The organism is Vibrio sp. Vb339 (assembly GCF_902751245.1).
GTDB classification, from domain to species: Bacteria; Pseudomonadota; Gammaproteobacteria; order Enterobacterales; family Vibrionaceae; genus Vibrio; species Vibrio coralliirubri.
This window is the reverse complement of record NZ_CADDIS010000002.1, coordinates 877,198-903,134: the sequence shown is the minus strand read 5'-3', so window position 1 is coordinate 903,134 and position 25,937 is coordinate 877,198. Positions and strand designations below refer to the sequence as shown.

Annotated in this window: 20 protein-coding genes; 6 read left to right on the top strand and 14 right to left on the bottom strand. The window is 43.5% G+C overall.

Features of this window, described 5'->3' with window-relative positions; genetic code table 11:
- Positions 1-61: 61 nt before the first annotated feature.
- The 5 genes from HRQ85_RS12645 to HRQ85_RS12625 all read right to left on the bottom strand — a co-directional run bounded on the left by HRQ85_RS12645 (position 62) and on the right by HRQ85_RS12625 (position 7,003).
- Positions 62-562: a YfbU family protein gene (locus HRQ85_RS12645; protein WP_017066932.1), complete on the bottom strand. Its 501-nt coding sequence runs from the start codon at positions 560-562 to the stop codon at positions 62-64.
- 220 nt (positions 563-782) lie between these two features.
- Positions 783-1,523 (bottom strand): pyruvate formate lyase 1-activating protein, encoded by a 741-nt coding sequence (gene pflA, locus HRQ85_RS12640; RefSeq protein ID WP_010437353.1) that lies wholly within the window; start codon positions 1,521-1,523, stop codon positions 783-785.
- Positions 1,524-1,687: 164 nt separating this feature from the next.
- Complete coding sequence (locus HRQ85_RS12635; protein WP_172379758.1) at positions 1,688-2,677, bottom strand: lipid A deacylase LpxR family protein; 990 nt, start codon at positions 2,675-2,677, stop codon at positions 1,688-1,690.
- Between the two features lie 200 nt (positions 2,678-2,877).
- On the bottom strand, positions 2,878-5,154 hold the full coding sequence (gene pflB, locus HRQ85_RS12630; RefSeq protein WP_050621844.1) for a formate C-acetyltransferase: 2,277 nt from the start codon (positions 5,152-5,154) through the stop codon (positions 2,878-2,880).
- Positions 5,155-5,461: 307 nt separating this feature from the next.
- Entirely contained in the window at positions 5,462-7,003 is a 1,542-nt protein-coding gene (locus tag HRQ85_RS12625; protein ID WP_048616229.1) for a DUF3360 family protein, read from the bottom strand.
- A gap of 791 nt (positions 7,004-7,794) precedes the next feature.
- Between HRQ85_RS12625 and HRQ85_RS12620 the strand changes: the two genes are divergently transcribed.
- The 4 genes from HRQ85_RS12620 to HRQ85_RS12605 all read left to right on the top strand — a co-directional run bounded on the left by HRQ85_RS12620 (position 7,795) and on the right by HRQ85_RS12605 (position 10,972).
- Entirely contained in the window at positions 7,795-8,565 is a 771-nt protein-coding gene (locus HRQ85_RS12620) for an ABC transporter ATP-binding protein (protein ID WP_004736532.1), read from the top strand.
- 136 nt (positions 8,566-8,701) lie between these two features.
- Complete coding sequence (locus tag HRQ85_RS12615; protein ID WP_050621843.1) at positions 8,702-9,472, top strand: ABC transporter substrate-binding protein; 771 nt, start codon at positions 8,702-8,704, stop codon at positions 9,470-9,472.
- A gap of 79 nt (positions 9,473-9,551) precedes the next feature.
- Positions 9,552-10,292 carry an ABC transporter permease gene (locus HRQ85_RS12610; RefSeq protein ID WP_017066929.1) on the top strand — a complete coding sequence of 247 codons (741 nt, stop codon included), beginning with the start codon at positions 9,552-9,554 and terminating at the stop codon, positions 10,290-10,292.
- A gap of 2 nt (positions 10,293-10,294) precedes the next feature.
- Complete coding sequence (locus HRQ85_RS12605) at positions 10,295-10,972, top strand: ABC transporter permease (RefSeq protein ID WP_017062123.1); 678 nt, start codon at positions 10,295-10,297, stop codon at positions 10,970-10,972.
- Between the two features lie 72 nt (positions 10,973-11,044).
- Here the strand turns inward: HRQ85_RS12605 and xthA are convergent, their stop codons facing one another.
- The 3 genes from xthA to emrD all read right to left on the bottom strand — a co-directional run bounded on the left by xthA (position 11,045) and on the right by emrD (position 15,649).
- Positions 11,045-11,851: an exodeoxyribonuclease III gene (xthA, locus tag HRQ85_RS12600; RefSeq protein WP_172379757.1), complete on the bottom strand. Its 807-nt coding sequence runs from the start codon at positions 11,849-11,851 to the stop codon at positions 11,045-11,047.
- A gap of 168 nt (positions 11,852-12,019) precedes the next feature.
- Entirely contained in the window at positions 12,020-14,110 is a 2,091-nt protein-coding gene (locus HRQ85_RS12595) for a S9 family peptidase (protein ID WP_172380064.1), read from the bottom strand.
- A 333-nt stretch (positions 14,111-14,443) separates the two neighbouring features.
- Entirely contained in the window at positions 14,444-15,649 is a 1,206-nt protein-coding gene (gene emrD / locus HRQ85_RS12590; RefSeq protein WP_029405581.1) for a multidrug efflux MFS transporter EmrD, read from the bottom strand.
- Between the two features lie 499 nt (positions 15,650-16,148).
- Between emrD and HRQ85_RS12585 the strand changes: the two genes are divergently transcribed.
- Entirely contained in the window at positions 16,149-18,266 is a 2,118-nt protein-coding gene (locus HRQ85_RS12585) for a methyl-accepting chemotaxis protein (RefSeq protein ID WP_172379756.1), read from the top strand.
- Positions 18,267-18,378: 112 nt separating this feature from the next.
- Here HRQ85_RS12585 and HRQ85_RS12580 read toward each other — a convergent pair whose 3' ends face one another.
- The 5 genes from HRQ85_RS12580 to dinG all read right to left on the bottom strand — a co-directional run bounded on the left by HRQ85_RS12580 (position 18,379) and on the right by dinG (position 23,278).
- Entirely contained in the window at positions 18,379-19,512 is a 1,134-nt protein-coding gene (locus HRQ85_RS12580; RefSeq protein WP_086971790.1) for a ribosomal protein uL16 3-hydroxylase, read from the bottom strand.
- A gap of 50 nt (positions 19,513-19,562) precedes the next feature.
- Entirely contained in the window at positions 19,563-19,733 is a 171-nt protein-coding gene (rsmS, locus tag HRQ85_RS12575) for a pleiotropic regulatory protein RsmS (protein ID WP_017055021.1), read from the bottom strand.
- Complete coding sequence (locus HRQ85_RS12570; protein ID WP_172379755.1) at positions 19,723-20,271, bottom strand: primosomal replication protein; 549 nt, start codon at positions 20,269-20,271, stop codon at positions 19,723-19,725. Before HRQ85_RS12570 ends, rsmS begins: the two co-directional genes overlap by 11 nt.
- Positions 20,272-20,293: 22 nt before the next feature.
- Positions 20,294-21,073: a sulfite exporter TauE/SafE family protein gene (locus HRQ85_RS12565; protein WP_017062114.1), complete on the bottom strand. Its 780-nt coding sequence runs from the start codon at positions 21,071-21,073 to the stop codon at positions 20,294-20,296.
- A 129-nt stretch (positions 21,074-21,202) separates the two neighbouring features.
- Positions 21,203-23,278 carry an ATP-dependent DNA helicase DinG gene (gene dinG / locus HRQ85_RS12560; RefSeq protein WP_172379754.1) on the bottom strand — a complete coding sequence of 692 codons (2,076 nt, stop codon included), beginning with the start codon at positions 23,276-23,278 and terminating at the stop codon, positions 21,203-21,205.
- Between the two features lie 517 nt (positions 23,279-23,795).
- Here dinG and HRQ85_RS12555 point away from each other — a divergent pair.
- Positions 23,796-24,803, top strand: a complete 1,008-nt coding sequence (locus HRQ85_RS12555; RefSeq protein WP_048616244.1) for a membrane protein — start codon at positions 23,796-23,798, stop codon at positions 24,801-24,803.
- 137 nt (positions 24,804-24,940) lie between these two features.
- Here the strand turns inward: HRQ85_RS12555 and HRQ85_RS12550 are convergent, their stop codons facing one another.
- Complete coding sequence (locus HRQ85_RS12550) at positions 24,941-25,669, bottom strand: pseudouridine synthase (RefSeq protein ID WP_172379753.1); 729 nt, start codon at positions 25,667-25,669, stop codon at positions 24,941-24,943.
- Positions 25,670-25,937 lie beyond the last annotated feature (268 nt).

The window sequence follows — 25,937 nt, the reverse complement described above, 5'->3', positions numbered from 1 at the left end:
ATGATGAGTAACCCTTTTTCTTGAAACTTTTTTTAAAAGTTATCGCTGATCTATTAACGTATTAAGCGCTAAAGATTTGAGATAGCTCTGTCGCACATAGGTGGTACTGACGAGGACAGTTGCGCCATGTTGTTAGCATGCGACGGTACTTCTCTAGCATTGGCATTTGGCTATTGAAGTGGTGATCTGCTTTGTCGAATTGAGGGTAAAGACCTTCAGAATCAACAAGGAAACGCACGTAGTGTACGATCTGCGCTTCAGAAGCGATATCAAAACCTAAGAACTGCAGGCGACGTTGGTCTACTTCAGCACGCTCTTGTTCTGCAAGCATTTTGTTCGACTCTTGCATTGCATGGTACATCTCCATGATGTCGATAATTTCGCGACATTCTGCTTCAGTCAAACAACCAAACTCTTTGTTAAGCTCACGCATTTGGAGTTCGTAACCACGTTCTACAATCGTTTGTAGACGTTGGTATTTAGCGGAGTTCTCAGGGTCCATTTGAGACATTAGGTAGTATTGATTTGATAGAATTAGACGCTGAGCATTGGTCATTTCCATGGGAGGAGCCTCACTAAAAAACTAAATGTTGTATTCTTTTGTTGCAGTAAGAGTAACAGCATTCCTACGAGTGGAAACATGATCTCAACACGGATTTAATATGATTTTTTGAATTGATAAACAAAAGTTGTAAAGAAAAGTGAAAGGATTGTTTGGCTCGAAAAGAAAACGCCCCAATCGAAATTGAGGCGTTTGAAAACACTATGAACGTAAGTCTAGATTAGTATTTTACGTTTGAATGGTACTGGCTAAGAACCGCAACAATCTCGTCCATTTTCTCTTTGCTCGGCGGGTTTGTACCTTCAAGAGGGTAGTCAAAACCAAGTGCTTCCCACTTATGTGCACCAAGCTTATGGTATGGAAGAAGTTCTACTTTCTCGATGTTGTCCATGTCTTTGATGAATTCACCTAGCAGATGAGCATCTTCAGGCGTATCTGTGTAGCCAGGGACAATCACATAACGAATCCACGTCTTCTTACCGATTTTGTGTAGGTAGCGTGCGAAATCAAGAGTACGTCTGTTTGATACACCAATGAAATCGTGGTGAATCTCATCTCGCATGTGCTTAAGATCCAACATAACTAGATCAGAGGCTTCTAGGACTTCATCAACCACTTCAGTGTGCTTACGAATGTAGCCATTAGTATCAAGACAAGTGTGGATGCCTTCAGCTTGAGCTGCGCGGAAAAAGTCACGAACAAACTCAGGTTGTAGCATCGCTTCACCACCAGAACAGGTGATACCACCGCCCGATGCTTTCATGAAATGACGGTATGATTTTGCTTCGTTGATGATCTCTTCGACCGTTACTTCCTTTCCGTCATGAAGATCCCATGTATCACGGTTATGACAGTACATACAACGCATTAAGCAGCCTTGAAGAAACACAATAAAGCGGATACCAGGGCCATCGACAGTACCACAAGATTCGAATGAGTGAATGCGACCAGTTGTAGACATGAGCTATTCTCGTAGAGGAATTTATATCGTTTATTTTATTACAAAAACGGTACATAAAATAGGGTCAAATGGTAACGAGACCTTTAAAAATAAAGGCAATCACCTGTGAAGATGATTGCCTTTATTGAACTGGATAAGTAAAGGACGAAAGCCCTTACTGGTGGCTAGAAGAAAGCAAACATTGTGATACCGCCAGTGGTATAAACAGACTCTTTTGCTTCTTTGTAATCAGGAGTTTTTGCGGTTAGCGCGAAAGATGCACCAACGTATTGGTTATACCAAGCGACACCAAGCACAGCAGTAGCCTGAATGTTCTCTAAAGTCACATCGTATTGTTCTGGATTCGGCCAATTATCTTCGATTTCAGAACGATCGCCTTCGATAGTCAGGTCGTTAAATCGGTAACGACCTTCAAGGCCTGCATAGGTAAACCAACCTGTGTTTGATGCGCCGATCATGCCAGGTTTGAATGGGTTTTCTGTGGTGATGTTGGCTGCACCAAAGTTACCGCCTAAGTCCGTACCCCAACGGAACATAAAACCAGTCGAGATATCACTTCTAAAGTTACCGACGTTGATTTCTGAAACGTTAGAGATTTCGTAGTCAGTATTCGCAAGAGCTTGATTACGCATTAGGTTGAAATGGCTTAGGTAACCAACGCTTCCCGCCCACTCATCATCGACTTGGTATTCCCAACCCATCGGCTCATCCGACTTAGTGATTGAGTGAACCAGCTTTTGAGCGTCTTCTGAAAGTGCACGTTCGCCCGTGGTACCAAACGTGATATTAAAACGCTGGGCTTGCTGTGGGTTTAAGCTGATGTAGTTGAATTCAGTGTGTAGGTAGCCTGCGTATGGGCGATCATTAGCCGATGGCGTTTCTAACTCAATGTCAGAAGGCGTATACATCTTGTGGCCAATGGTGATTTCCCACTTATCTAGAGAGCTTGCGCCCCAGTAAGAAAGGCTCAGTGGTTTGGCCCAGTTGTATGGCGTAATACTTGATGATGTGTAACCCAGAAATAAGCCGTTGGTATAGTCCTGGTCGACACCAAAAATACCATCATTATCTAAAGCAAAAGTCAGCGTAGAACGCTCAGAGGCTAAAGATGAGAAAGAGAGAAGAATCAGGGGTAAACAACGCAGGTATTTCATGGAGCAGTTACTCTTAAATTATGAACCGCGATATTACCGTAATTTGACAGAATTTGTGGAAAAAAAGTGAATGGCAGGGTGCTTTTTTGCTCAACCTAACATTTCGCGGGATAGGTGAGAGCAGTGCGATTTATTTCAGATATAAAAAAGCCCCGCACATTGGCGAGGCTAATATTATTTACTGTCTATTGAGCGTGAGCTTATAGAGACTCAGTAAATGTACGTGCGATTACGTCAGCTTGTTGCTCTGCAGTTAGAGAGTTAAAGCGAACAGCGTAACCAGATACACGGATTGTTAGCTGAGGGTATTTCTCAGGGTGCTTAACTGCGTCTTCAAGAGTTTCGCGGTTAAGAACGTTAACGTTAAGGTGTTGACCACCTTCAATGCCAGCTTCGTGGTGGAAGTAACCATCCATTAGGCCTGCAAGGTTAGCACGTTGGCTGTCTTGTTCTTTACCTAGTGCGTTTGGCACGATAGAGAACGTGTAAGAGATACCATCTTGTGCGTCAGCAAACGGTAGTTTACCTACAGACGTTAGTGAAGCTACAGCGCCTTTCTCATCACGACCGTGCATTGGGTTTGCACCAGGAGCGAAAGGAGCGCCAGCACGACGACCGTCTGGAGTGTTACCTGTTTTCTTACCGTAAACCACGTTAGACGTGATAGTAAGAACTGACTGTGTAGGGATAGAGTTACGGTAAGTCTTAAGCTTACGGATCTTGTTCATGAACGTAGAAACTAGTTCACAAGCAATATCATCTACACGAGAGTCGTTGTTACCGTATTTAGGGTAATCGCCTTCGATTTCGAAGTCAGTTGCGATGCCATCTTCGTCACGGATTGGTTTAACAGTCGCGAACTTGATTGCAGACAGTGAGTCAGCTGCAACAGATAGACCAGCAATACCACAAGCCATTGTACGACGAACGTCACGGTCATGAAGAGCCATTAGAGACGCTTCGTAGCTGTACTTGTCGTGCATGTAGTGAATGCTGTTTAGTGCAGTCACATATTGCTTAGCTAGCCAGTCCATGAAGTGATCTAGACGGTCCATTACTTTATCGTAATCAAGAACAGCGTCAGTCATTGGCGCTTCTTTAGGACCAACTTGCATCTTAAGTTTTTCGTCCACACCGCCGTTGATTGCGTAAAGCATTGTTTTCGCAAGGTTAGCACGAGCACCGAAGAACTGCATTTGCTTACCAACGATCATTGGAGATACACAACAAGCGATAGCGTAATCATCAGACTCAAGGTCAGGACGCATTAGGTCATCATTTTCGTACTGGATAGAAGAAGTATCGATAGATACCTTCGCACAGAAACGTTTGAAGCCGTCAGGTAGTTGCTCAGACCAAAGAACAGTGATGTTTGGCTCTGGAGAAGGACCCATAGTGTATAGAGAGTTTAGGAAACGGAAGTTCGAACGCGTTACTAGCGTACGACCGTCGATACCCATACCACCCATAGACTCTGTTGCCCAGATTGGGTCGCCAGAGAATAGCTCATCGTACTCAGGAGTACGTAGGAAACGAACCATACGCAGCTTCATTACGAAGTGGTCGATCATTTCTTGTGCTTGGTCTTCTGTGATTTTGCCAGCAGCGATATCACGCTCGATGTAGATGTCTAGGAAAGTCGAAGTACGACCTAGAGACATTGCAGCACCGTTTTGAGATTTAACAGCAGCTAGGTAGCCGAAGTAAGTCCACTGGATAGCTTCTTGAGCTGTTTGAGCTGGCTCAGAGATATCGAAACCGTATTTCTCAGCCATTTGCTTGATTTGACCTAGAGCACGATGTTGCTCAGAGATCTCTTCACGCAATTGCATTGTTGCAGAAAGATCTTCGCCGTTCTCGAAACGCTCTTGTAGAGATGCGAATTGAGCCGCTTTGTCTTTCATTAGGAAATCAATACCGTAAAGTGCAACACGACGGTAGTCACCAATGATACGACCACGGCCGTAAGCATCAGGAAGACCAGTCAGAACACCAGACTTACGACATTTTAGGATATCAGGAGTGTAGATATCGAAAACGCCAGCATTGTGTGTTTTGCGGTACTCTGAGTAGATTTTTGAAACCATTGGGTCAAGAGTTTCACCGTATGCTTTACAAGAACCTTCAACCATGCGTACACCACCGTTAGGGATGATTGCACGTTTTAGTGGCTTCTCAGTTTGTAGACCAACGATAGTCTCAAGATCTTTCTCAATGTAACCTGCATCGTGAGCAGTAATGGTAGAGATAACAGAAGTATCGAAATCTACAGGTGCTTTAGTTGCGTTTTCCTGTTTGATACCTTCCATTACCGAAGACCAAAGCTTGTTAGTTGCTTCAGTACCCTCAGAAACTAGGAAAGACTCGTCGCCTTCATACGGCGTGTAGTTCTTTTGAATGAAATCACGAACGTTTACTTCGCTTTGCCACTCACCTGCAGCAAAATCTTCCCAAGCTTTAGCAAATTGCTCTGCCATGACATACCTACCTTTTTAGTAGAAAAAATACGTACATTAACACTGTTGAGCCAGCGCCCCTCGTAAGGGTAGTACACTCTTATTAATAACAATATATATGAGCATATAAGCGTCATATGGTTATATATATTGTCACTACCTTTTATATGTTGTCTTTACTCTATGTATTCAAGACTACGCTAAAAAATTTCTGCAAACCTTAAACTAAATCAATAAATGCCAAAAAAAGTTGAAAAAATTTGAGTGGCAGGGGTTGCCACCCAAACTTTTTTTTAATCCTAATACTACTTTTGTGTAGTAAGGACCATTATAGCCAAGCTTTTAGGCCATATTGACTTTCTAGCATACCAACTGCAAGCATTGCTACTAGACAGATAACTAAAACGCCAACTGGGATAACAATCTTATCTACAAATGATAGACGCTTCGCACGCTCTTTATCACCAATTAGACCGTTATTATCTAGAAGCATAGTCAGTGCCCATGCTAATACTGGGTTAACAACTGCTGAACCGAAGATACAGATACCTGCTGCTTGAGAATCTTTTGAATCCTTAACCATTTGCATACCCGCTTCAAGTAGAGGCAGAGATACACCTACAAGTAGCGCAACACGCATCACTGGTGGCCATACTGCTACATCCATTGGGAAACCAAGAATCGCAACAATAATACATAGAGAACCAAGCAAGATTGCGCCGCCAGGAATTGGACGTTTCGCGATTGCTGCTGGGATCATGTACGTACCCCAAGAAGATGTGATGTTACCACCACCAACCGCTGTACCCACCATTTGACGAACTGAACACATAGTCATTGTGTCATCTACGTCCATTAGTACTTTTTCAGAACGTTTAGGGTAGTTAAGCTCTTGGAAGATACGGTGACCTAGGAAGTCAGGTGACCACATTGCTACAGCAAGGATTGCAAATGGTAGAGATGCAATGAAGTGTTCAACGTTTGGCAAGCCAAGCATCCAACCTTCAGAAGTCGAACCCCACCAGTAAACTGGGTTTAGGTTTGGAATACCCATTTCAGTTTCGAATACGATGTCGAAGCCAGCACCTAATACTAATGCAATAGCAAGGCCAGTGAATGCACACACTGGAATAGCTAACCAACGCTTGTTCACTTTTGCTAGGAAAGCGTAGATAGCAATAGTAATAGCAAGAACGATTAAACCAACGTAACCCATGCTGCCCGCTTCAACAGTAGAAGATTGAAGACCAACCGCCCATTCTTGAATCGAGTTGATTTGGCTCATGGTACCCGTTAGGCCTAAGAAGATAAGCAAGCCCCCCGCGGTACCTTCCGAAGTCAGGTTAACCAGCTTGGAGCCGCCTTTTAGGAAACTTAGGATTAGACCGAAGATACCGATAAGGATTGCCAATGCAAGAGGGTGAGCACCAGCGAGAGCGATGGTACCAATAAGAGGAATCATTGGGCCGTGGTTACCGGCAAGGTTTGCTTTAGGGTTAAAGAAACCAGAAGCAAGGATACAGAACAGCAGTGCAGGGATAAGCATTTCTACACGAGCGACTTCAATCGCAAACTCTTTACCAAGGTTTACGTGATCCCAAGCTTGAGTTAGGCCATCAGCCCAAGACATCATTACTGCAGAGTACATCGCGATGATACCAATGGTACCAGCAAGTGCAGGAACAAGGTCTTCAAGTTCAAAGCGGAAGTCACGACCTGGAAGGTTTAGACCGAAGCGGCGAGGCTTCATGATTTGAAGCTCGTGATCTAGATAATCTGAGCGGCTCTCAAATTCAGAAGCAGGGCGGTGTAGCTCTTTATAGCTTTTCTCTTCTACTTCAGAGTTCGCATTGTTCACAACGTCTGACATAGATTCCTCATATTTTATGTTAGTAATTCTAAAATTGAATTCTATAAGTTCGCGTAATTGCGTTATTTCTTAGTTATAACTCATTAACATTATGTTGCACGGTTTTGATGTGCTTTATGCAGCTAAGTTAAAAGAAATGTTTGGCATTTTTAATGCCTTATTCTTTGCTGGGGAGTCTAACAAGCTTACCCTTTAGGGTGATTGATCTTGATCACTTTATGAGTGTATGTGAAAGAAAGCTACAAAACGCAGCGATTCATTAACTTCCCATTGATGAATCGTGTAATTAGTTTTCACAAACTGTCGTTTTCTTATCTTCTCCGAGCCTTTAACGCTATGGCATTGGCTGAATGCTTTATGTTTACTGAGTTATCTCACTATTACTCGCTTGTCCCACGCTCTGAGTAAAATACTTACAATGTAATAACCTTAAAATAATTGTGTCTTATGGTGAGGTTGGTGTGCTGAATGCGTGCGCTATATTTTGTCGACAGTAATGTTTATAAGTTCACAAAACGTGTTTTTCTTGTGAGACATCCAGCTACGAGAATCTCATTTTGATTAACTTTATTTAAACAATGTAAGGGGTGTAATTACAGCTTATTGATAGAACTCATTCATTAAATTGAGACAAAAACGCTACCTTTTGCATAATAAGTCAGAGTGAATCGCTATTTATTCCAAATTATTAGGTTAATAATTTGTTGCATGTTATTCCGTGTGGTGCTAGTTTGTATCGCATGAAAAGGTCGGAGTACCTTGCATTTTCACAAACTTGGGAGAGAAAGCGCATGAAAGATGTACCAGCGCTGGACATAAAGGATCTACACAAAACGTTTGGTCAAAATGAAGTTTTAAAGGGAATTTCACTTTCTGCGCATAAAGGCGATGTAGTATCGATTATCGGATCTTCAGGGTCGGGTAAGAGTACTTTCCTTAGATGTATCAATCTTTTAGAGACACCTACCGCAGGCGAGATTTGGGTTAATGGCGAATTAATTCAAATGAAAAACAACCGCCAAGGTGTTTCTGTTCCTGCCAATGAAAAACAAGTACAGCGAATCCGTTCTCGTCTGGCAATGGTTTTTCAGGGTTTCAATCTGTGGTCTCACCTGACCGTTCTCGAAAATGTTATCGAAGCGCCTGTTCACGTCTTGGGCGTACCTAAAGCACAAGCGATTGAAAATGCAGAGTTACTACTGAAGAAAGTAGGACTGTATGAGCGTAAAGATTACTATCCGGGCCATTTGTCTGGCGGCCAACAACAACGTGCTGCGATTGCGCGAGCGCTAGCGGTTGATCCTGAAGTTATGCTGTTTGATGAACCTACATCGGCATTAGACCCTGAGTTAGTAGGCGAAGTGCTTGGTGTAATGCGCGATCTAGCAGAAGAGGGAAGAACCATGCTTGTGGTAACTCACGAAATGGCTTTTGCTCGTGACGTATCTAACCATGTGATGTTCTTGCATCAAGGTCTAGTGGAAGAACAGGGCGATCCAGCTAAACTGTTTACGGAACCTGAATCTGAGCGTTTACAACAATTTATCTCATCGATTTACTAATCAGAATTGAAATGCCGTTGCCAAGGTAAACTGCGACGGTGTGAACAATAAAACACAACAAGTAAGTTAATAAGTAACAACAAACACAATATTAAAACTAGCAAAACATAAAAACCTAAATCACAGGAGTAGGGATATGAAAAAGTGGTTATTAGTCGCGGCACTTGCTGCAACTGCTGCAACGGGCGTAGCTCAAGCAAAAGAATGGAAAACAGTACGTTTCGGTATTGAAGGTGCTTACCCTCCATTTAGCTGGACAGAAGCTGACGGTTCACTGAAAGGCTTCGATGTCGATATGGCTAACGCGCTTTGTACTGAAATGCAGGTGCAGTGTAAGATCGTTGCACAAGATTGGGATGGTATTATTCCTTCTCTACTTGCTCGTAAATATGATGCGATCATCGCGGCAATGTCTATCACGGAAGAGCGTAAGAAAAAGATCGACTTCACTGGTAAATACGCACTTATCCCAAACAATTTCATCGCTAAGAAAGGTGCCGACCTTAACTTTGATGATCTAAGTGGTAAAAAGATCGCCGTTCAACGTGCAACAACGCACGATAAGTACCTAACAGACAACTACGGCGACACTGTAGAAATCGTTCGTTACGGTTCATTCGATGAAGCTTACCTTGATCTAGCTAACGGTCGTGTTGCTGCTGTACTGGGTGATGCATCTGCTCTAGAAGAAGGTGTCCTAAACAAAGCTGGTGGTGAAGACTACGAATTTGTTGGTCCATCACTAACAGATCCTAAGTGGTTCGGTGAAGGTTTTGGTATTGCTCTACGTAAGCAAGACAAAGATCTGACTAAGCAATTAGATGCTGCAATCATTTCACTACGTGAAAAAGGCATCTACCAAGAGATCGCTGCTAAATACTTCAACTACGACGTATACGGTGAGTAATCTCTAGCATCACTTCTTAAGGGAGAGGTTCTCCTCTCCCTGTCTTACCAACTTTTTCGCAGTTCTGTTGGAATGCATTATGTTTGATTTACAAGGATATGAAGCGTCGATCCTGAAAGGGGCGGTGCTCACAATCGAAGTTGCCTTGCTGTCGCTAATTTTAGCTATGGTTCTTGGTATGCTAGGTGCCTTAGCAAAACTAGCGCCTTATCGCTGGGCTCGTGCTATCGCAACCCTCTACACAACCGTTATTCGAGGCATCCCTGATCTCGTCTTGATGATGCTGATTTTCTTTGGTGGACAAATCCTTTTAAACAACAGTTTGTATTCCATCAATGAGTGGCTCAATGAGTGGTTCACATCAAGTGATCCTAACCACGAATGGACCGCTTACTTACCAGATTATATTGATGTCAGTCCTTTTGTTGCTGGTGTCTTAACTATTGGCTTCATCTTTGGCGCTTACATGGCTGAAACCTTCCGTGGTGCGATCATGGCGGTTGATAGCGGTGAAATGGAAGCAGCAAAGGCCTATGGAATGGGACCTGTTCTAGCGTTCCGTCGTATTCTATTACCGCAAATGATTCGTCACGCACTGCCGGGTTTTGGTAACAACTGGTTAGTTTTACTCAAAACTACCGCGCTGGTTTCCATTATTGGCCTAGAAGATATGGTGCGTGTTAGCGCACTGGCGGCGGGTTCAACCAAAATGCCATTTACCTTTTATATGACAGTGGCGATTATCTTCTTATTCTTCACCAGTGTTTCGACGGGCTTACTTAAGCTGGTTGAACGTAAATTCAGTATCCACGCGAGGTAGTTATGGACTTTTCATTGATAATTGAAAGCCTACCGATTTACCTTGGTGGTTTATGGACAACGGCTTGGATGGTTTGTGTCGCTTTGATTATTGGCTTATTTGTCGCCATACCATTAGCGATCGCTCGTAACAGCCCAAATATGCTGATTAACGCTCCGGCTTGGTCATTCATCTATTTCTTCCGTGGTACGCCATTACTGGTTCAGCTGTACCTGATTTACTACGGTATGGACCAATTTTTTCCAGTGAAAGACACATTATGGGAAAACGCATGGTTCTGTGCTTTGGTGGCATTCATTCTTAACACGTCAGCTTATACTGCAGAAATCATTCGTGGTGCGATTAACGGCTTACCGAAAGGTGAAGTTGAAGCAGCAAAAGCTTACGGCATGAGTACACCGAAGACTTACCGTCGTATCATTTTGCCAAGCGCTTTACGTCGCGCACTGCCGGCTTACAGTAATGAAGTCATCTTTATGCTTCACGGCTCTGCGGTAGCTGGTATCGTAACCATTATGGACTTAACAGGTGCAGCGCGTTTGGTTAACTCTCGTTACTATGCTCCATTCGAGTCTTTCCTAACGGCAGGTCTGTTCTACATGGCGCTAACGTTTATCATCATCGCGATTTTCAAATTCGCAGAGAAGCGTTTCCTTGCTTACCTAAGACCCCTTAGCTAATTGCTCGGTATCTATACAGTTAATAAAAACGGCGCTCATTGAGCGCCGTTTTTTATTTGCAGACTTTGTTGTTTACTTAAACGTTGACCAAATCGGAGCGTGATCTGACGGTTTTTCAATGCCGCGTAGCTCGTAATCGATGCCAGCTTCAGTACACTTATCAGCAAGTTTCTGAGTTGCTAGAACTACATCAATACGTAGGCCGCGGTTGTCCACGAAACCTTTTGAACGGTAATCAAACCACGAGTATTGATCTGTGACTTCTGGGTGTAGTTGACGGAACGTATCTACGAAGCCCCAATCCATCAATGTTTTTAGCCATTCACGCTCTTCAGGCTGGAATGAACACTTGCCCGTTTTCAACCAACGTTTTGCATTTGGCTCGCCGATACCGATGTCTGCATCGATAGGGCTGATATTGATGTCACCCATCACGATGATCTGCTCATCTTTGTTGTGATAGTCGTTCAGGTAGGTCATCAAGTCTTTGTAGAACTGGCGTTTGTACGGGTATTTTGTTTCATGCTTGATGTTATCCCCTTGCGGGAAGTAGCCATTCAGCACCGTAACCTTTTCACCATTTTCATCTTCAAACGTCGCCATGATCATGCGTTTTTGATGATCTTCATTATCTGTTGGGAAACCCTTCTGCACAGAGATAGGCTCTTGCTTACACAACATCGCCACACCGTAGTGGGCTTTTTGGCCGTGGAAGTAAACCTTGTAGCCCATTGCTTCAACATCAGCAATTGGGAAGGCTTCATCGTGTACTTTTATCTCTTGCAGACCAATCACGTCGGGTTGGTGTTTGTCGATAATAGCTTGCAGTTGGTGAAGGCGGGCTCTAAGGCCGTTGATGTTGAAGCTAATTACTTTCATTTGTTTTATACCTCTCGTAAACCTTTGTCACTGCTTGTCTTTAAAGGTTTTTGATTTGGTGGATTTCATGGTTCATCGTATTTAACCATGCTTAATAATTTCTGTCGCCACTTTGTAGAGACAAAATAGCGACATTAAATGATGTGAATACTGACAGTTACGTAGAATCTATTGAGTGTTTAGTAAATCCAAAAAGAACGCGTATTCAAGTGCGTCTTCTTTCAACCGCTTAAATCGACCAGAAGCGCCACCGTGACCAGCTTCCATATCTGTTTTGAATAGCAACACGTTGTTGTCTGTTTTCATCTCCCGCAGCTTCGCGACCCATTTCATTGGCTCAAAATATTGCACCTGTGAGTCATGCAGGCCTGTCGTTACCAACATGTTCGGGTAGTTTTGTACCTTAATGTTGTCGTACGGTGAGTACCCCAGCATGTAATCGTAGTAGGTTTTATCGTTCGGGTTGCCCCATTCGTCATACTCGTTGGTGGTTAGAGGAATCGATTCATCGAGCATGGTTGTCACAATGTCTACAAACGGAACATGCGCACCAATACCACGGTACAGTTCTGGTGCTTGGTTGATGATTGCTCCCATCAATAGACCGCCAGCAGAGCCACCAACGGCGAACACTTTATCTTTTGCGCCATAGCCTTCTTCAACAAGCTCTTTGGTTACATCAATAAAGTCGTTGAACGTGTTTTGTTTCGTCAGTTTCTTGCCATCTTCATACCAAGGGCGACCAAGCATTTCTGAACCGCGGACATGTGCTATGGCATAAACAAAACCTCTATCCAGTAGGCTTAGGCGAGTTGAGCTGAAGGTAGGTTCAATCGTAGAGCCGTAAGACCCGTAGCCGTATTGGTAGATTGGATTAGTGCCGTCTTTCTTGAATAAATCTTTGCGATAAACCAAAGAAACAGGGACTTGCTTACCATCGCGGGCCGTAACCATGATTCGCTCTGATTGGTAGTTATCCGCGTTAAAATCACCTAATACAGGTGTTTGCTTCATGAGTTCAGATTCACCTGTACTTAGGTCGAAATCATAATAAGTACCTGGCGTGGTTAAGCTGCTGTAATAGATACGAACTTTTGAGTTATCTAATTCATAGTTACTCGTTAGGTAAGCGGCAAATGCGGTGTCGTTAAATTCAAGTGGGAACTCGTGGCCTGTTGAGAGTTGGCGAACTTTCACTGTAGACAAGCCATCCGCGCGTTGCTCGTAAACAAGATGGTCATCAAACAACTCGAAATCAACAAGCTGAGTATTATCGTCCGCTGGTATGACATCGACCCATTTTGAGCGGTCATGCACCTCTTCGGCGGTGACTTTCATTAAACGGAAGTTGACCGCTTGGTAGTTGGTGTAGATGTAATACCAATCACCTAGCTTAGCGATGCTGTACTCTATGCCGGTCTCTTTTGGGTAGAAAGCCTCAGCTGTAGCCTTTGGGTTGTTGGCATCGATGACTGAAACACCGCTGGTTTCTGTGCTCGAGTGCCAAATGTAGACCTGTTCACCATCTTTGCTTTTACTCAAAGAGGTGTAGTAAGCGCTATCGGTTTCTTCGTAGATTAACTCATCGCTTGCCTGGGCAGTGCCTAACACGTGGCGGTAAACTTGATAACCCAGCAATGTTTGTGGGTCTTTTTTGATGTAGTAGAAGGCTTGGTTGTCGTTTTGCCACGCGATAGCACTCGAAGCGCCTTCAATTTCATCTTTTAGGTATTCACCTGTCGTGAGGTCTTTGATCTTGATGGTGTAAATTCGGCGGCTCAGCGTATCTTCGCCATAGGCCAACAAATTTTCGTCTGGGCTGACCGTTAAGCCACCAATGCTGAAAAACTCATGTTCTTTTGCTAGCTCGTTAACATCTAAGATGACTTGCTTGTCTGTGCCTAAAAAGTTTTTTTCACGCAGGTGAACTGGGTATTCGTTGTCACCTGTGACCTTATTCGAGTAATAGTAACTGCCTTTGCGAACCGGTACCGAATTGTCGTCTTTCGCGATTCGGCCTTTAATCTCTTCAAATAATTGTTTTTGTGACGCTTCTGTATGTTTCAGCACTGTATCTGCGTACTGATTCTCTTGTTCAAGTTGTTGCAAGATCTCTGGATCTTGGCGTGCATCGTCGCGCATCCAGTAGTAATCATCGATTCGAGTGTCACCATGAATCGTCATTGCGTGAGGGACTTTCTTAGCAACGGGTGCTTGGGTTTGCTGAGCGACGAGTTGTGATTGAGAGTAGTGGTTCATGGTTGAGATTCCTTGATTGCTGCATCCGGCGACAAGCGCTATTGATACGGCTAATGTGGTTAAAGCGATACGCATCTATATATCCTTAGTGTGCACCTTACTCTTTTTGATGCCAGCATCCTTTGTTGGTTGGGTATCTTCCAGTGATATTATTTATAATTGGATTCTGGATATGCACCTTCATCGTAAGTGTCTGTTATTGTTTTCAAAAAATCAAAGCAATGTTAAATGAAATTACTGATACGTGAGAGTGGAAGGAATAATGTGCAACAAAAAAGGGACACACTTTTCAGTATGTCCCTTTTCATTATTGAGCAGGATTCGAGTTTTACGTTAAATAGCCAATGGTATTTCGTTTGAATGGTCAGGTTTACGATTAACCCAACGTAAACCAAGCATAGCGATGAATGACATAGCAATCATCAGGCAACCGAGTGGCAGTTGGTCTTGAGCCGGGAAGAAAGATGCCAATAGTGTTGCGATGCCAGCCCCCAGGTTTTGCATGCCACCTAAAATCGCACCTCCAGTACCAGCGTGGTACGGGAATGGCGAAAGTGCCCCTGTTGTCGCCGCTGGGAATAATATGCCAGCGCCCAAGAAGTAAATGGTTGCACCGCCAATTAAGGTTAATGCTGTTGTTTGACCAAACAGACCCGGTATCAATACCACTGTTGAGCCTACCAAGATAGCTACTAGACCAACATTCAGTGCGCGGCGCTCAGAGCGACGTTGTGCGATGTAACTAGATAAGCCAGCACCGACTAAGTAACCCGGAATAGGCAAGACAAACAGCAAGCTTACTGTGGTTGCCGGTAAGCCAAGTACGCCACCAAGCAACACACCTGCCGCTGCTTCAAATACGGCTACACCAGCAAATGTTGCGACCAATACCAATAAGAAACCTTGGAAACGTTTATCAGACAGAACGAATTTGTAGCTGTTGGCAACCGATTCATGCTTGCGTCGTTCTTTCGGCAGTGTTTCCATCATGCTCGTCATCATAGTGATCACAACAGCAATGCCGAACAGCGCAAGGAACAAGTAGCTAGAACGCCAGCCGAAAACTTCTGTTAGGTAACCGCCTAATACAGGAGCCATCAATGGTGAAAAAATCACACACATGCTAATTAAGCTGTTTGCACGGTGCAGCTCTGCGCCTTCAAAACAGTCGCGAGTCAATGTACGAGACATCGCACCACCACAACCGATGCCCAAACCTTGGATAAAGCTGCCCGCTAAGAACCATTCATATTCGTGAGCGAACAATGCTACCAAAGTACCGATGATGTAGATGATCAAACCAATCACGATGATCGGTTTACGACCTAGGCGATCAGAAAGTGGGCCGTAGACAAATTGCGACAGACCATAAGGGATCAAGTAACACGCCATCACCGCTTGCAGTGAAGATGCCGAAACTAAGAACTCACCTGCCATATGACCGATAGAAGGCACGTACATCGTTTGAGTCATTTGACCTACGGCAGTCAGAATAGCGATTAAAAAGGTAAGTTTCGCTAATGGAAACGAGGCGGACATTTGCGTATCTCTCCAAAAATTAAGACGTAAAAAGCCTTAGCGCTCCATTAAAGGAGAGCCAAATGAATAAAGTGATCAGGGAATCTAGGCGCGAGATATTAGAGCTTGATTGCGGGCTTAGCAATCAAAAAATGTGAAGTTGAGCAAGATAAAAATCTATAACTTGGATTATAAAAACTAATCCGAAATCGCTGCATTTTAAAGAGGGAGAGGGTGGAGTGGGCTTCCTTTAAATATCGATGTTTTGGCTATATCCAAAGCGCTAAAACCTAAGCAACATAGCCAATGATTATATGAGTACATCATTTGAAATCACAGAAAAAAGGAAGAAAACACGCTCTATTAACATTTGTGTAAACTTTCGTTTTATATGTAAGCAATTTGTGCTGTAATTATCCGCTAAGCTATTCGTCTAACTCATTTACATTGTGTACAGCAATTCGTTGTCGATGTGATAGTTATGGTTATGGAAGTCTTTTGGCTTAAATAAGGATATTAAATGCGCTCTCTATCGGTACAGTGGAAAATAACCCTCTTAGCAGGTTGTTGTTTAATCATTACGTCACTGTCTCTTATTGGTTTCTCGATCTACAACGCAACGAGCAATCAACAAGTCATCAAATCTCAAAGTTCAGAATCAGTTATCAATAAAACTCAGCAGTTGTTGGCGTCTGTTTCTCAGCTTAATGCTCAAGAAACTCAACGTTATGTAGACGAAGCTATTTACCGCGCAGAGATGCTTGCGGCCAGTGCTCAGTTTCTAAAGAACAATGCAGACGAAAACTTTACGCCAAGTGAAGAGCTTCGTACCGCCTTGGATGAAATGGTTCGTCGCTCGGTTTTAAACTTCGACTCTATTCAAGGAGCGTATCTAGTTTTCAAGCCTGACTTGCTCGATAGTGAAGATGCGAATTATGTCGATGCTGATTATGTTGGCTCTAACGAAAAAGGTCGTTTTGCTCCTTACTGGAAGGTGGCAGATAACGGTGAAAATGTTCTAGCGAACGTTCTTTCAGAATCTATCTTGAATGATGACAGCAATAGCGAACGTTTTTACTGTCCTTTGTCTTCAGGGCAAACATGTATTAGTACGCCTAGAGTGGTTAACAGCGGAGGTGTAGCACTACTTACGTCCTCTATTTCAGTCCCTATTTTGGTTGACGACGTTGCTATTGGTTTTCTTGGTATTGATCTAAGACTCGATGGTTTAACCAGTGTGATTACTCAATCTGACCAGAGCTTGTTTAACGGTGCGGGTAAAGCTTATGTGGTTAGTCTAGATGGTTCAGTCATCGCTTCTGATGATTCAAGCATTGCAGTTGGTTCAATCTTCCAAAGTGACAATACAAACAGTGATTTAATGACCGACTTTATCTTTGGTGGTGAAGTGACAACGCAATGGAGCGACAACGGTGAGTGGTTACTTGCCTTTGCACCTGTTGTTGCGGCTAACCAAACTTGGGGTGTGTTGTTCGAGATCCCAAGAGAGAGCGTCGTCGCTGATGCCAACAAATTGGATTCCATCATTAGTACCAAGTTAAGTGAAGGCATTAAGACGGAAGTGATTGCCGGTACTGTGTTCATTTTGTTCGGTTTAGCCATTATCGCATTTGCTTCACTTTCAATTGTTAAACCTATTCGACAAGTGGTTGAGCGACTTAATGATATTGCTTCTGGTGAAGGGGATTTGACGCAGCGTTTAGAGGTTAAGTCTCAAGACGAAATTGGTCAGTTGTCTAAAGGATTCAACTTATTCTTAGACAAGCTACAACACACGATCAAAGAAGTTATTCACACCACTGAACAAGTGGCGAGCACGACAAGCCAGGCTAAAGCATCGGCATCAAGTACCCGAGAAAGTAGCGAATCTCAATTTAAAGAAGTCGATCTTGTGGCGACAGCGGCCGAAGAGATGACTCAAACAGCGGGCTTAGTGGTACAAAATGCAGAAGTGGCGGTTGATGCTGCTTGTGAAGCGAATCGTTCTGCTAAACAAGGGCAACAAGTCATCGAACTTTCAGCCGGTGAAATGAGAAAGCTGGTGGAACGTATGTCGAGTGCTGTTCCTATTGTTGAAGAGTTGGCAAAAAATAACGGTAACATCACCGAGATCTTAAGTGTTATTGAGGGGATTTCTGAGCAAACTAACTTACTGGCATTGAATGCGGCGATTGAAGCGGCTCGTGCTGGCGAACAAGGCCGTGGCTTTGCTGTTGTTGCGGATGAGGTAAGAAACCTCGCAAGTCGCACACAATCATCGGTTGGTGAGATCAGAGCGGTGATCGACAAGGTTCATGCTGGAACTCAAGATGTCGTTGAAGCGATACAAGAAGGCAATATACTTGCAAACGACACAGCACTACACGTTCAGAAAGCAGTTGAAGATCTGGGGTCGATCTTTACTTCTATTGAGGCGATCAGTGATATGAACAGTCAGATCGTTCGAGCAGCTGAAGAGCAACAATCGGTTTCCGGTGAAGTAAATCAAAGCGTGGTTAATATTCGCGATTTGAGTGCGAAGATCTTGGAGCAAGCCGCGGCTTCTGAGCAAGTGGGTAATGAAATTGACCAGCTGTCTCAACAACAACAGAAATTGGTCAATCAGTTCAAGGTATAAGCATTAATCCTTAACCAATTCTTGAATAGAAAAAGGGACAAATGAAGATTTCATTTGTCCCTTTTTTAATTGTTTCTCTAGAAGCTGGTCAATAACCAGCGGTTGACGCTGCTTACTCTTCGATAAACCAGTAGCCTTTGTTGACCAATTCAGTCACGACAGTTATGCCCGAAGGAGATAGGGCAGTAGCCGAGGTAATCATGGTCTCATCGCAAAGTATGTTGAGTAACGAAGAATCCGCTTCATCAACCTTAACCACCTCACCATTAATGTAAGCCGTGTTGCTTTCATTTTCGTGGTAGAGCGCTTTTAAGCCTGATACTCGGTGAATCTCACCTTCAGACTCTAAGTGTTGAGCGATCTCTTCTTGAGTCCATAGTGGCTCTGGAGCCACGATATCAAGCTGGTGGCGTGATTGGCTTAGCAGACAACCCATGAATTCACTGATGGTTTCAGGTTGCTCTAGTGCAGATTTCAACATGTCTGTGAGATTGCTTAAATCCGATGAACGAATTTTTCCGTAGCCTTCTTGCGTTTTGAATTCTGGATCGTGCAGGTGTACGTCACCCATATCATGAGCAAGCACAAAATCGGCAAAGTTGCTGATCAGCTCTTGTTCTTTAGGGGAGCGGTAGCCAATAGAGTAGCTCATTGACGGCTCTAACGTGTTCCCTTCATGTGGGAAACCCGGTGGGATATAAAGGATATCGCCCGGCTCTAAAGTTTCATCAATGATCGGGTCAAAACCTTCAATTTGACGAAGTGCAGACGCTTGAACAGTCTCTTTGTATTGGCCAACATCTTTAGCGCCAACCTTCCATTGACGTTTACCTTGACCTTGAATGATGAAGACATCGTATTGATCAATATGTGGGCCTACGCCGCCTTCAGGTGCTGAGTAACAGATCATGAGATCGTCGAATAACCAGTTTGGTAACGCTTGGAATGCCTCAGTCAGCTGATTTGCGCCTTGGTGCCAGTGGTTCGCAGCTTGAACGATCAGTTGCCAATGACTTTCGGTTAATTCGCCAAATTTTTCTTCAGAGAATGGGCCGTGTTCTGCAGTCCACTGATTGTCGAGGTTAGAGACAAAGCGAGAATCCACTTCTTCTTCCATCGATAAACCAGCAAGTTCTTCCGGCGAAATTGGGTCGACGAAGTTTTGGAAGCCACCCTTTAAGATGGTTGGTTTTTTATGCCAGTAGTTTTCAAGAAACTCGGGCATAGAAAAGCTAAGTTGGTACATGTGAATCCTGTATATTTTTATGCTAGATGCTAGATGCTAGATGCTAGATGCTAGATGCTAGATGCTAGTTTGGCTTGTAAATCTTGCTGGACAATTTTGATTGCTTCTAACGCGACTTTTGGATCGATTTCGTTGCTTTCGAGCAGATAGATCAGGTCGACAGCTAACTTAACTTCTTCTGGTGCATTATCCAGTGGTGATGGTGTGTTATCAGTGTTCATTTCGCTTAGGGTTCTCTAAGTTAATCAGTCTCTCAATATTTTTCATTGAGTCTTCACAGCGTTCTAATCGCTCTTTTGCTAACTGCCAAGCCTCTTCCGCTTTTTTCTTACTGTGGCGAGGCGCAGAATCAAACGTTAACTTTCGTACTCGTACTAAATCGACCAATCGCTTTTGCCAGTCTTGGTGCTGAGCGAGTTCGTTGTATAGGTCGTTAAGGGTTTTCCCTGACTTACTTTTTCGGTCCAAGCGTAAATCGTGGTTGGCTAACTCTCTTTGGATTGCTGCAATCTGATTGGTCAGCTTTTCTGTCAGGTAGTTGGCTCTGGATGCGGTCAGTTGATTTGTGGTTTGTTCACGTACAATGGTGCGGTACGTTGCCTGAGTTTCAAGTGCATAGGGAAGCAAAACAGAGGCCCCACATTTAAATAAGGCTCGGTCAAATAAGGCTTGATGATAAGCCCCTCGAGATTTATCAACCTGCGAGCAATGGCCAATCAAGGTATCAATGACACTTTTTAGCTTTGAAAATTGATTCATTTCACTTCCCGTTGGCTACTGCCTATAAGTTCACAAACCAAGCTTCATATGCCAGTTTAATTGCAAGTACGCTTACTACGGTAACAAACACAGGTCGTATAAATGTAGCACCGAAACGAATAGCAGAGTGAGCGCCAACGAATGCGCCGGCCATCAAACAAAGACCCATGGTTAAACCTAGAACCCAATCAATATGACCAAGAATCGCGAAGGTCACCAAAGAGGTAAAGTTACTGGTAAAGTTCATGGCTTTGGATAGACCAGAGGCAAGTAAGATGTTTAAGCGATAAAGCGCCATAGAGCTTACCGTCCAAAACGCGCCAGTTCCTGGGCCTGCAACCCCATCATAAAAACCAAGAATGAATCCTTGGTACTTTTGTTTTCTCTTAAGTACAGGGCAAGGCTTAGGAGACACATTATGGCTCACATCTGGAGTCTTATGAAAAATGGTATAGACCGCTGCGGCAAGAATGACTAACGGCAATACCTTCTCTAACCACTCAGTGCTAATAGCATCAACAGTGAGTGTGCCGATGGTGGCACCTATTAAAGTAGATATGAACGCATTGACCCAACACTCAGGCTTGAACAGCTTTTTACGGTAGTAAGTGAATGCAGCTGTAGATGAAGCGAACGTTGCTGCAAGCTTGTTAGTACCCAATGCGATGTGTGGCGGTAAACCAAGTGATAGTAAAGCTGGAACGGTTAACATCCCTCCGCCACCTGCGACAGCATCAATAAAGCCTGCTGCAAATGCAACCAGAGCAAGTATGACCAACATGGTTGGCTCAATCATTTCCATAAATAGCTAGTGTTCTCGTTATCGGCTGATAGGGCAGCCACATGAAAAATCGATGGATTAGTCATGTTGGGTTGTGAATGCAAGGGCCTAGCGATGACAGGCCCATAACTACCACGAGGGCAGGGGATATTAGTATTTTATTGTTCTTTTAAAAGGCGGTAGTGAATCGAGTAGGGACTTTCCGTATCGCTTCGTTACTATGCGTCTATCAAGGATCGTGACTTTACCAGAATCTCTTTCCTTACGCAGTAGTCTACCCACAGATTGAATAAGCTTTTTACTCGCATCTGGAACAGTAATCTGCATAAAAGGGTTACCACCGCGTGATTCAATATATTCTGAATGTGCTTGCTCTACAGGAGAGGTAGGAACACCAAAAGGAATCTTGGTAATAATGAGGTTTTCAAGAAGCTCACCCGGTAGATCAAGACCCTCAGAAAAGCTGCCAGTTCCAAAAAGAACGCTGGTTTTACCTTGGTCTATTAGCTTTTTATGTTTTTTTAGGATTTCAGTTCGTGATGTATCACCTTGAACCTGCAATGCCCACGACTTTTTAACGAAATCTGTTGCTAAAGCCTCTGCAACTTTGTTCATTTGCCAGTAAGAAGAGAATAGAACGAGATTGGCTTTTTTGTCTTCTATTACCTTAGGCAAAATTTCAATAAGATATTCGGTAAACTGAGGTGCTTGTGGTTCGTACTTCATTGCCGGAACGATCAGCTCAGCTTGGTTCTGGTAATCAAACGGTGATGCCAAAGCCAAAAATTGAACGCCATCTTCTGCTTTTTGGCTGATACCAGCTTGATGGCAGAAAAAGCTGAAAGAGTTGAGCGCTCTCATGGTCGCAGATACTAATACGGCACCCACACAGCGGCTCCAGATTTGCTGGTCCAGTTGCCAACCCACCTCGAGTGGTGAAACATTAACAACGAAATCGCCTTCACTTTCTTTATTCAGTTCGAGCCAACGAGCCAAAGGAGCGCCTTTTTCTCTCTTCGGTTCAGCCATTAAGCGCCAAACTTGAGCAAGGTTCTCTGTTCTTTGTATATAGAAGCCAATTTCTGCCAGTGCCGGCTCTGCAAGCTTTGCTGAAAGTTCTCCGTCTTTAACTCGTTCTGCAATCAGGTCTGCAATCTTCGCAACGGCTTGGCTCGCCTTTTGCGTGAGCTGCTTGAGATCTTTAGATTCATTCTCAAGCCACTCAGGTAAGTCGCCATGTTCGAAGCGATACAAGCCGTCTTCAAAGTGGCTAGCGTCAAACTGTTTGCTCATTTGAGTCAGGGTAGGGATCAGCTGTTGCACTGAGTCTTGCAGTTCGTTTCGAAATCGGTGGACACGTTTCTCGTCAGCGAGGCCTGAAAGCTTGGTGATTGATTGATTCAAACGCTCCAACCACGCCGCCGCGCCTTTCAAGCTCGCAGCCGCAGAAGAGTGATCTCTGGCTACATGCGGTAAATGGTGAGCTTCATCGAATATATAGATGCTATTTTCTGGCTCAGGCAGTATCACACCGCCGCCTAAGTCAGCATCAGCCATCACTAAACTGTGATTGGCGATAATCACGTCTGCTTTATCTAATTCTGAGCGAGCTTTCTGGAAGGGGCAGTCTCTATGCGTAGGCATACTGTTGTTACAGCTGTGCTTATCGCTGACAATCATTTGCCAAATCATATTGTCGATGGGTTTTGGCCAAGAGTCGCGGTCACCATCCCATTTACCTTGGGTTAGGCTTCGATACATGGTTTGAAGTTGGTCGATATCCTTCTTCTTTGGCTTAGATTCGAACATTGTCATTTGTCCGCCATCAACCCCGCAGGCAGCGGCTAGCTTTTCGGAGCAACAATAACGTTGTCTGCCCTTCGCTAATATGAAAGAAAACTCTCGATCAGTCAGTCTTCTATATAGAGGGAGATCTTTATTGACGAGCTGTTCTTGTAGCGCAACCGTCGCTGTCGATATGACTATTTTTCGATTATTGAGCACAGCGACAGGAATAGTAGCCATTAAATAAGCCAGTGATTTCCCGATCCCTGTCCCCGCTTCTGCAACAATCATGCGATTACTTTTGTGGTATTGACCACAAAGTGTCTTCGCTATTTCTGCAACAAGGTAATTTTGAGCACGTCTAGGTACAAAGTTGTCCAACTGTTCTTGGAGGTTTTGATAACTGGTGCGAATAGAATTTTGAATTTTAGTAGTTAGCATACTGTGACCTACGTAACGGAGCGAGGATAGTAGCACATATCACTAGTCGGTACATTTACGGTGAAATAGCTTGCTTTTGAATCAAAGGTAGATCTTGTTCACAAAAAAAAACTGAACCATCAGGAACTTAACGATTTTATTTATGTTGCGAAATATAAATATTAAAAAAGACTTAGCTACAGGTGTTAAATTCTGATTGTTGGTCGTTTTGTAGATTGTTGTTGGTTGTTAATTCTGTTCTGTTCTTTTTTTGGATTATTATATTTCCTGATAAAACTAAGGGTAACTTGCTCGTAAAACAATGAAAAAAAATGTAAGTGTTTGATTTTTATTGGTTTGTGTTTTTTTTAGGTTTGTTTTTAGTTTATTTGACACGCAGGATAATCTTTTGCAATCTAGACCTCGAAATTTAGTGACGGTGATTAACCAACAAAGAGTGGTAATGACCAGTCATAAAAAATAAAAAAAGGGAACCGGGCAAGGATCTCCCATTCTTAGAAAAGGCAGTGGATTTATTATGAAAAAGACTCTATTAGCGCTAACAATCGCAGCAGCTTCAACTTCAGCTTTCGCGAACGTAGGCCTAGAAAACGCAAAACCAACATTCGAATTTGACCCAATGCACAAAGAACAGTTCTCTGTTTCTGGTTCACTTGGTCTAGGTGGTTACTACGATACTAAAACTAACGCTATGTACGATGACTGGGCAACAGCTCTTACTCTAGCTGTTAGCTACAAAAACAACCGTATCGTTGGTTACTTCGAAACTGATTTCGAACTTAACTGGACTACTGACGAAAAAGACAACGGCTTCGGCGTTAAAAATGATTTCGGTACAGACGTTGATAAAGCATGGTTAGGTTTTGACACTGGTGTTGGTGTTGCATCTTTCGGTTGGGAAAATGATACAGCTCTTGATAAAGTTGATGGCGCTGGCGACATGACTTACGAGTTCGGTTCTTCTGCTGGCGATGCTTCAGATGCATTCAACGTAGTTAAGTTCCAAGGCGCTACTTCTGGTATTGCTTACGGCATCTCTTACTTCGAAACAGATGACGACCACTCTGCTGCTGACAAAGGCGTGAACGGTTACGTTGGTTTTGAAAGCGAAGTTGTAAATGTTTACGGTGGTTACGAAACTCGTGACGAAGCTGACTACCAAGTTTACTCTGTGTCTGGTAACTCTAAGATTGGTGAGCTAGACTTAGGTGTTAACTTCTGGATTAACGATGGTTCAGACGACAAAACAGCTACTAAGAACACTACTAACCTTGAAACAGTTGGCTACTACCTATCTGCCGGTTACCCAGTAACTGAGCAACTAACTCTTGCCGCTGGTTACAACGCTAACTCTACTACTGAAGATGGCCAAGCTGACAAAGACGTTTCTCGCGTAAACGTTGCAGCTATGTACACTCTTAACGACCGTGTAGACATGGGTATTGATATTCTTCAAGACATCGATGCTGGTAAAGGCAACGACGAAGAAACTTACGTATTCGCTGCTGCATTCTACAGCTTCTAATAGTTACCTAATTAGTAATTGTTAAATGTTGATAAAAGCCAGTCTTTTGACTGGCTTTTTTGTGTCTGATATTTGTCAACGCATATAAAAACAGCCGCTAAATTAGCGGCTGTTTTTATATTCTATGCACTGTAATTTTAGATCTCTTTCCACTCACCAGGTTGCAGCTGCCCCACATTCATATTTCCCATGGAATAGCGGATAAGACGTAGGGTCGGGAAGCCGATATTGGCTGTCATTCGTCTTACCTGACGGTTACGTCCTTCAATGATTGTAATAGCCAACCATGTTGTCGGTATCGCGGCTCTGAAGCGAACTGGAGGGGTTCTATCCCACACTTCAGGTTCTTGCATCACTTCGACTTTAGCCGGTAGTGTCATGCCGTCTTTTAGTTCGACACCTTTTCTCAATTTATCTAAATCTTCCTCAGAAGGTGTGCCTTCAACCTGTACCCAGTAAGTCTTTGGAGATTTTGAGTTTGGTTGAGTTAGCTTAGCTTGAAATATCCCATCATTAGTCAAGACCATTAACCCTTCGCTGTCGCGGTCAAGACGACCTGCAGCATAAACGTCTTTCACTGGAATAAAGTCCGCTAGCGTTTTCCTGCCTTCGCCATCAGTAAATTGGCTGAGAGTATCGAAAGGCTTGTTGAACAGAATTACTTTACGATCTTCGAGTGCTACCTTAGGTTTTGCATTGGTAGACTTGCCTTTATAGCGGTGCTTACTGGAGTGAGATTTATTGTGCGAATTGCCAGTGTTATTCTTATCACTGCTTCGGCTTTGTCTATTACCGCTTTGTTTTAATGTTGCACCAGAACGAGCCGGTTTGTCTGAACGAGATGCGCTGCGTGAGCGAGTAGACATGTTAACTACCTTGCAAAAATGTAAACGAAGTGTGCTGAAAAGTTTTCACTGAAACGGAATTGAGCTATCATTTGCGCGCCTAAAAGACACAAAATAGAACAAGTTGATGGACTCTTAAGCCTGATTTGTTTAATTATACCTTCGTGTTTTATTATAACAACGCACTCACGGATTTGGTTCATGCTGTCATCAAGATTGCATGAAAAATAAGATAGAGTACGACTATCGAGTAAGCAGTTTTCACTCTTAGAGTGGCTTACTGGTCAAT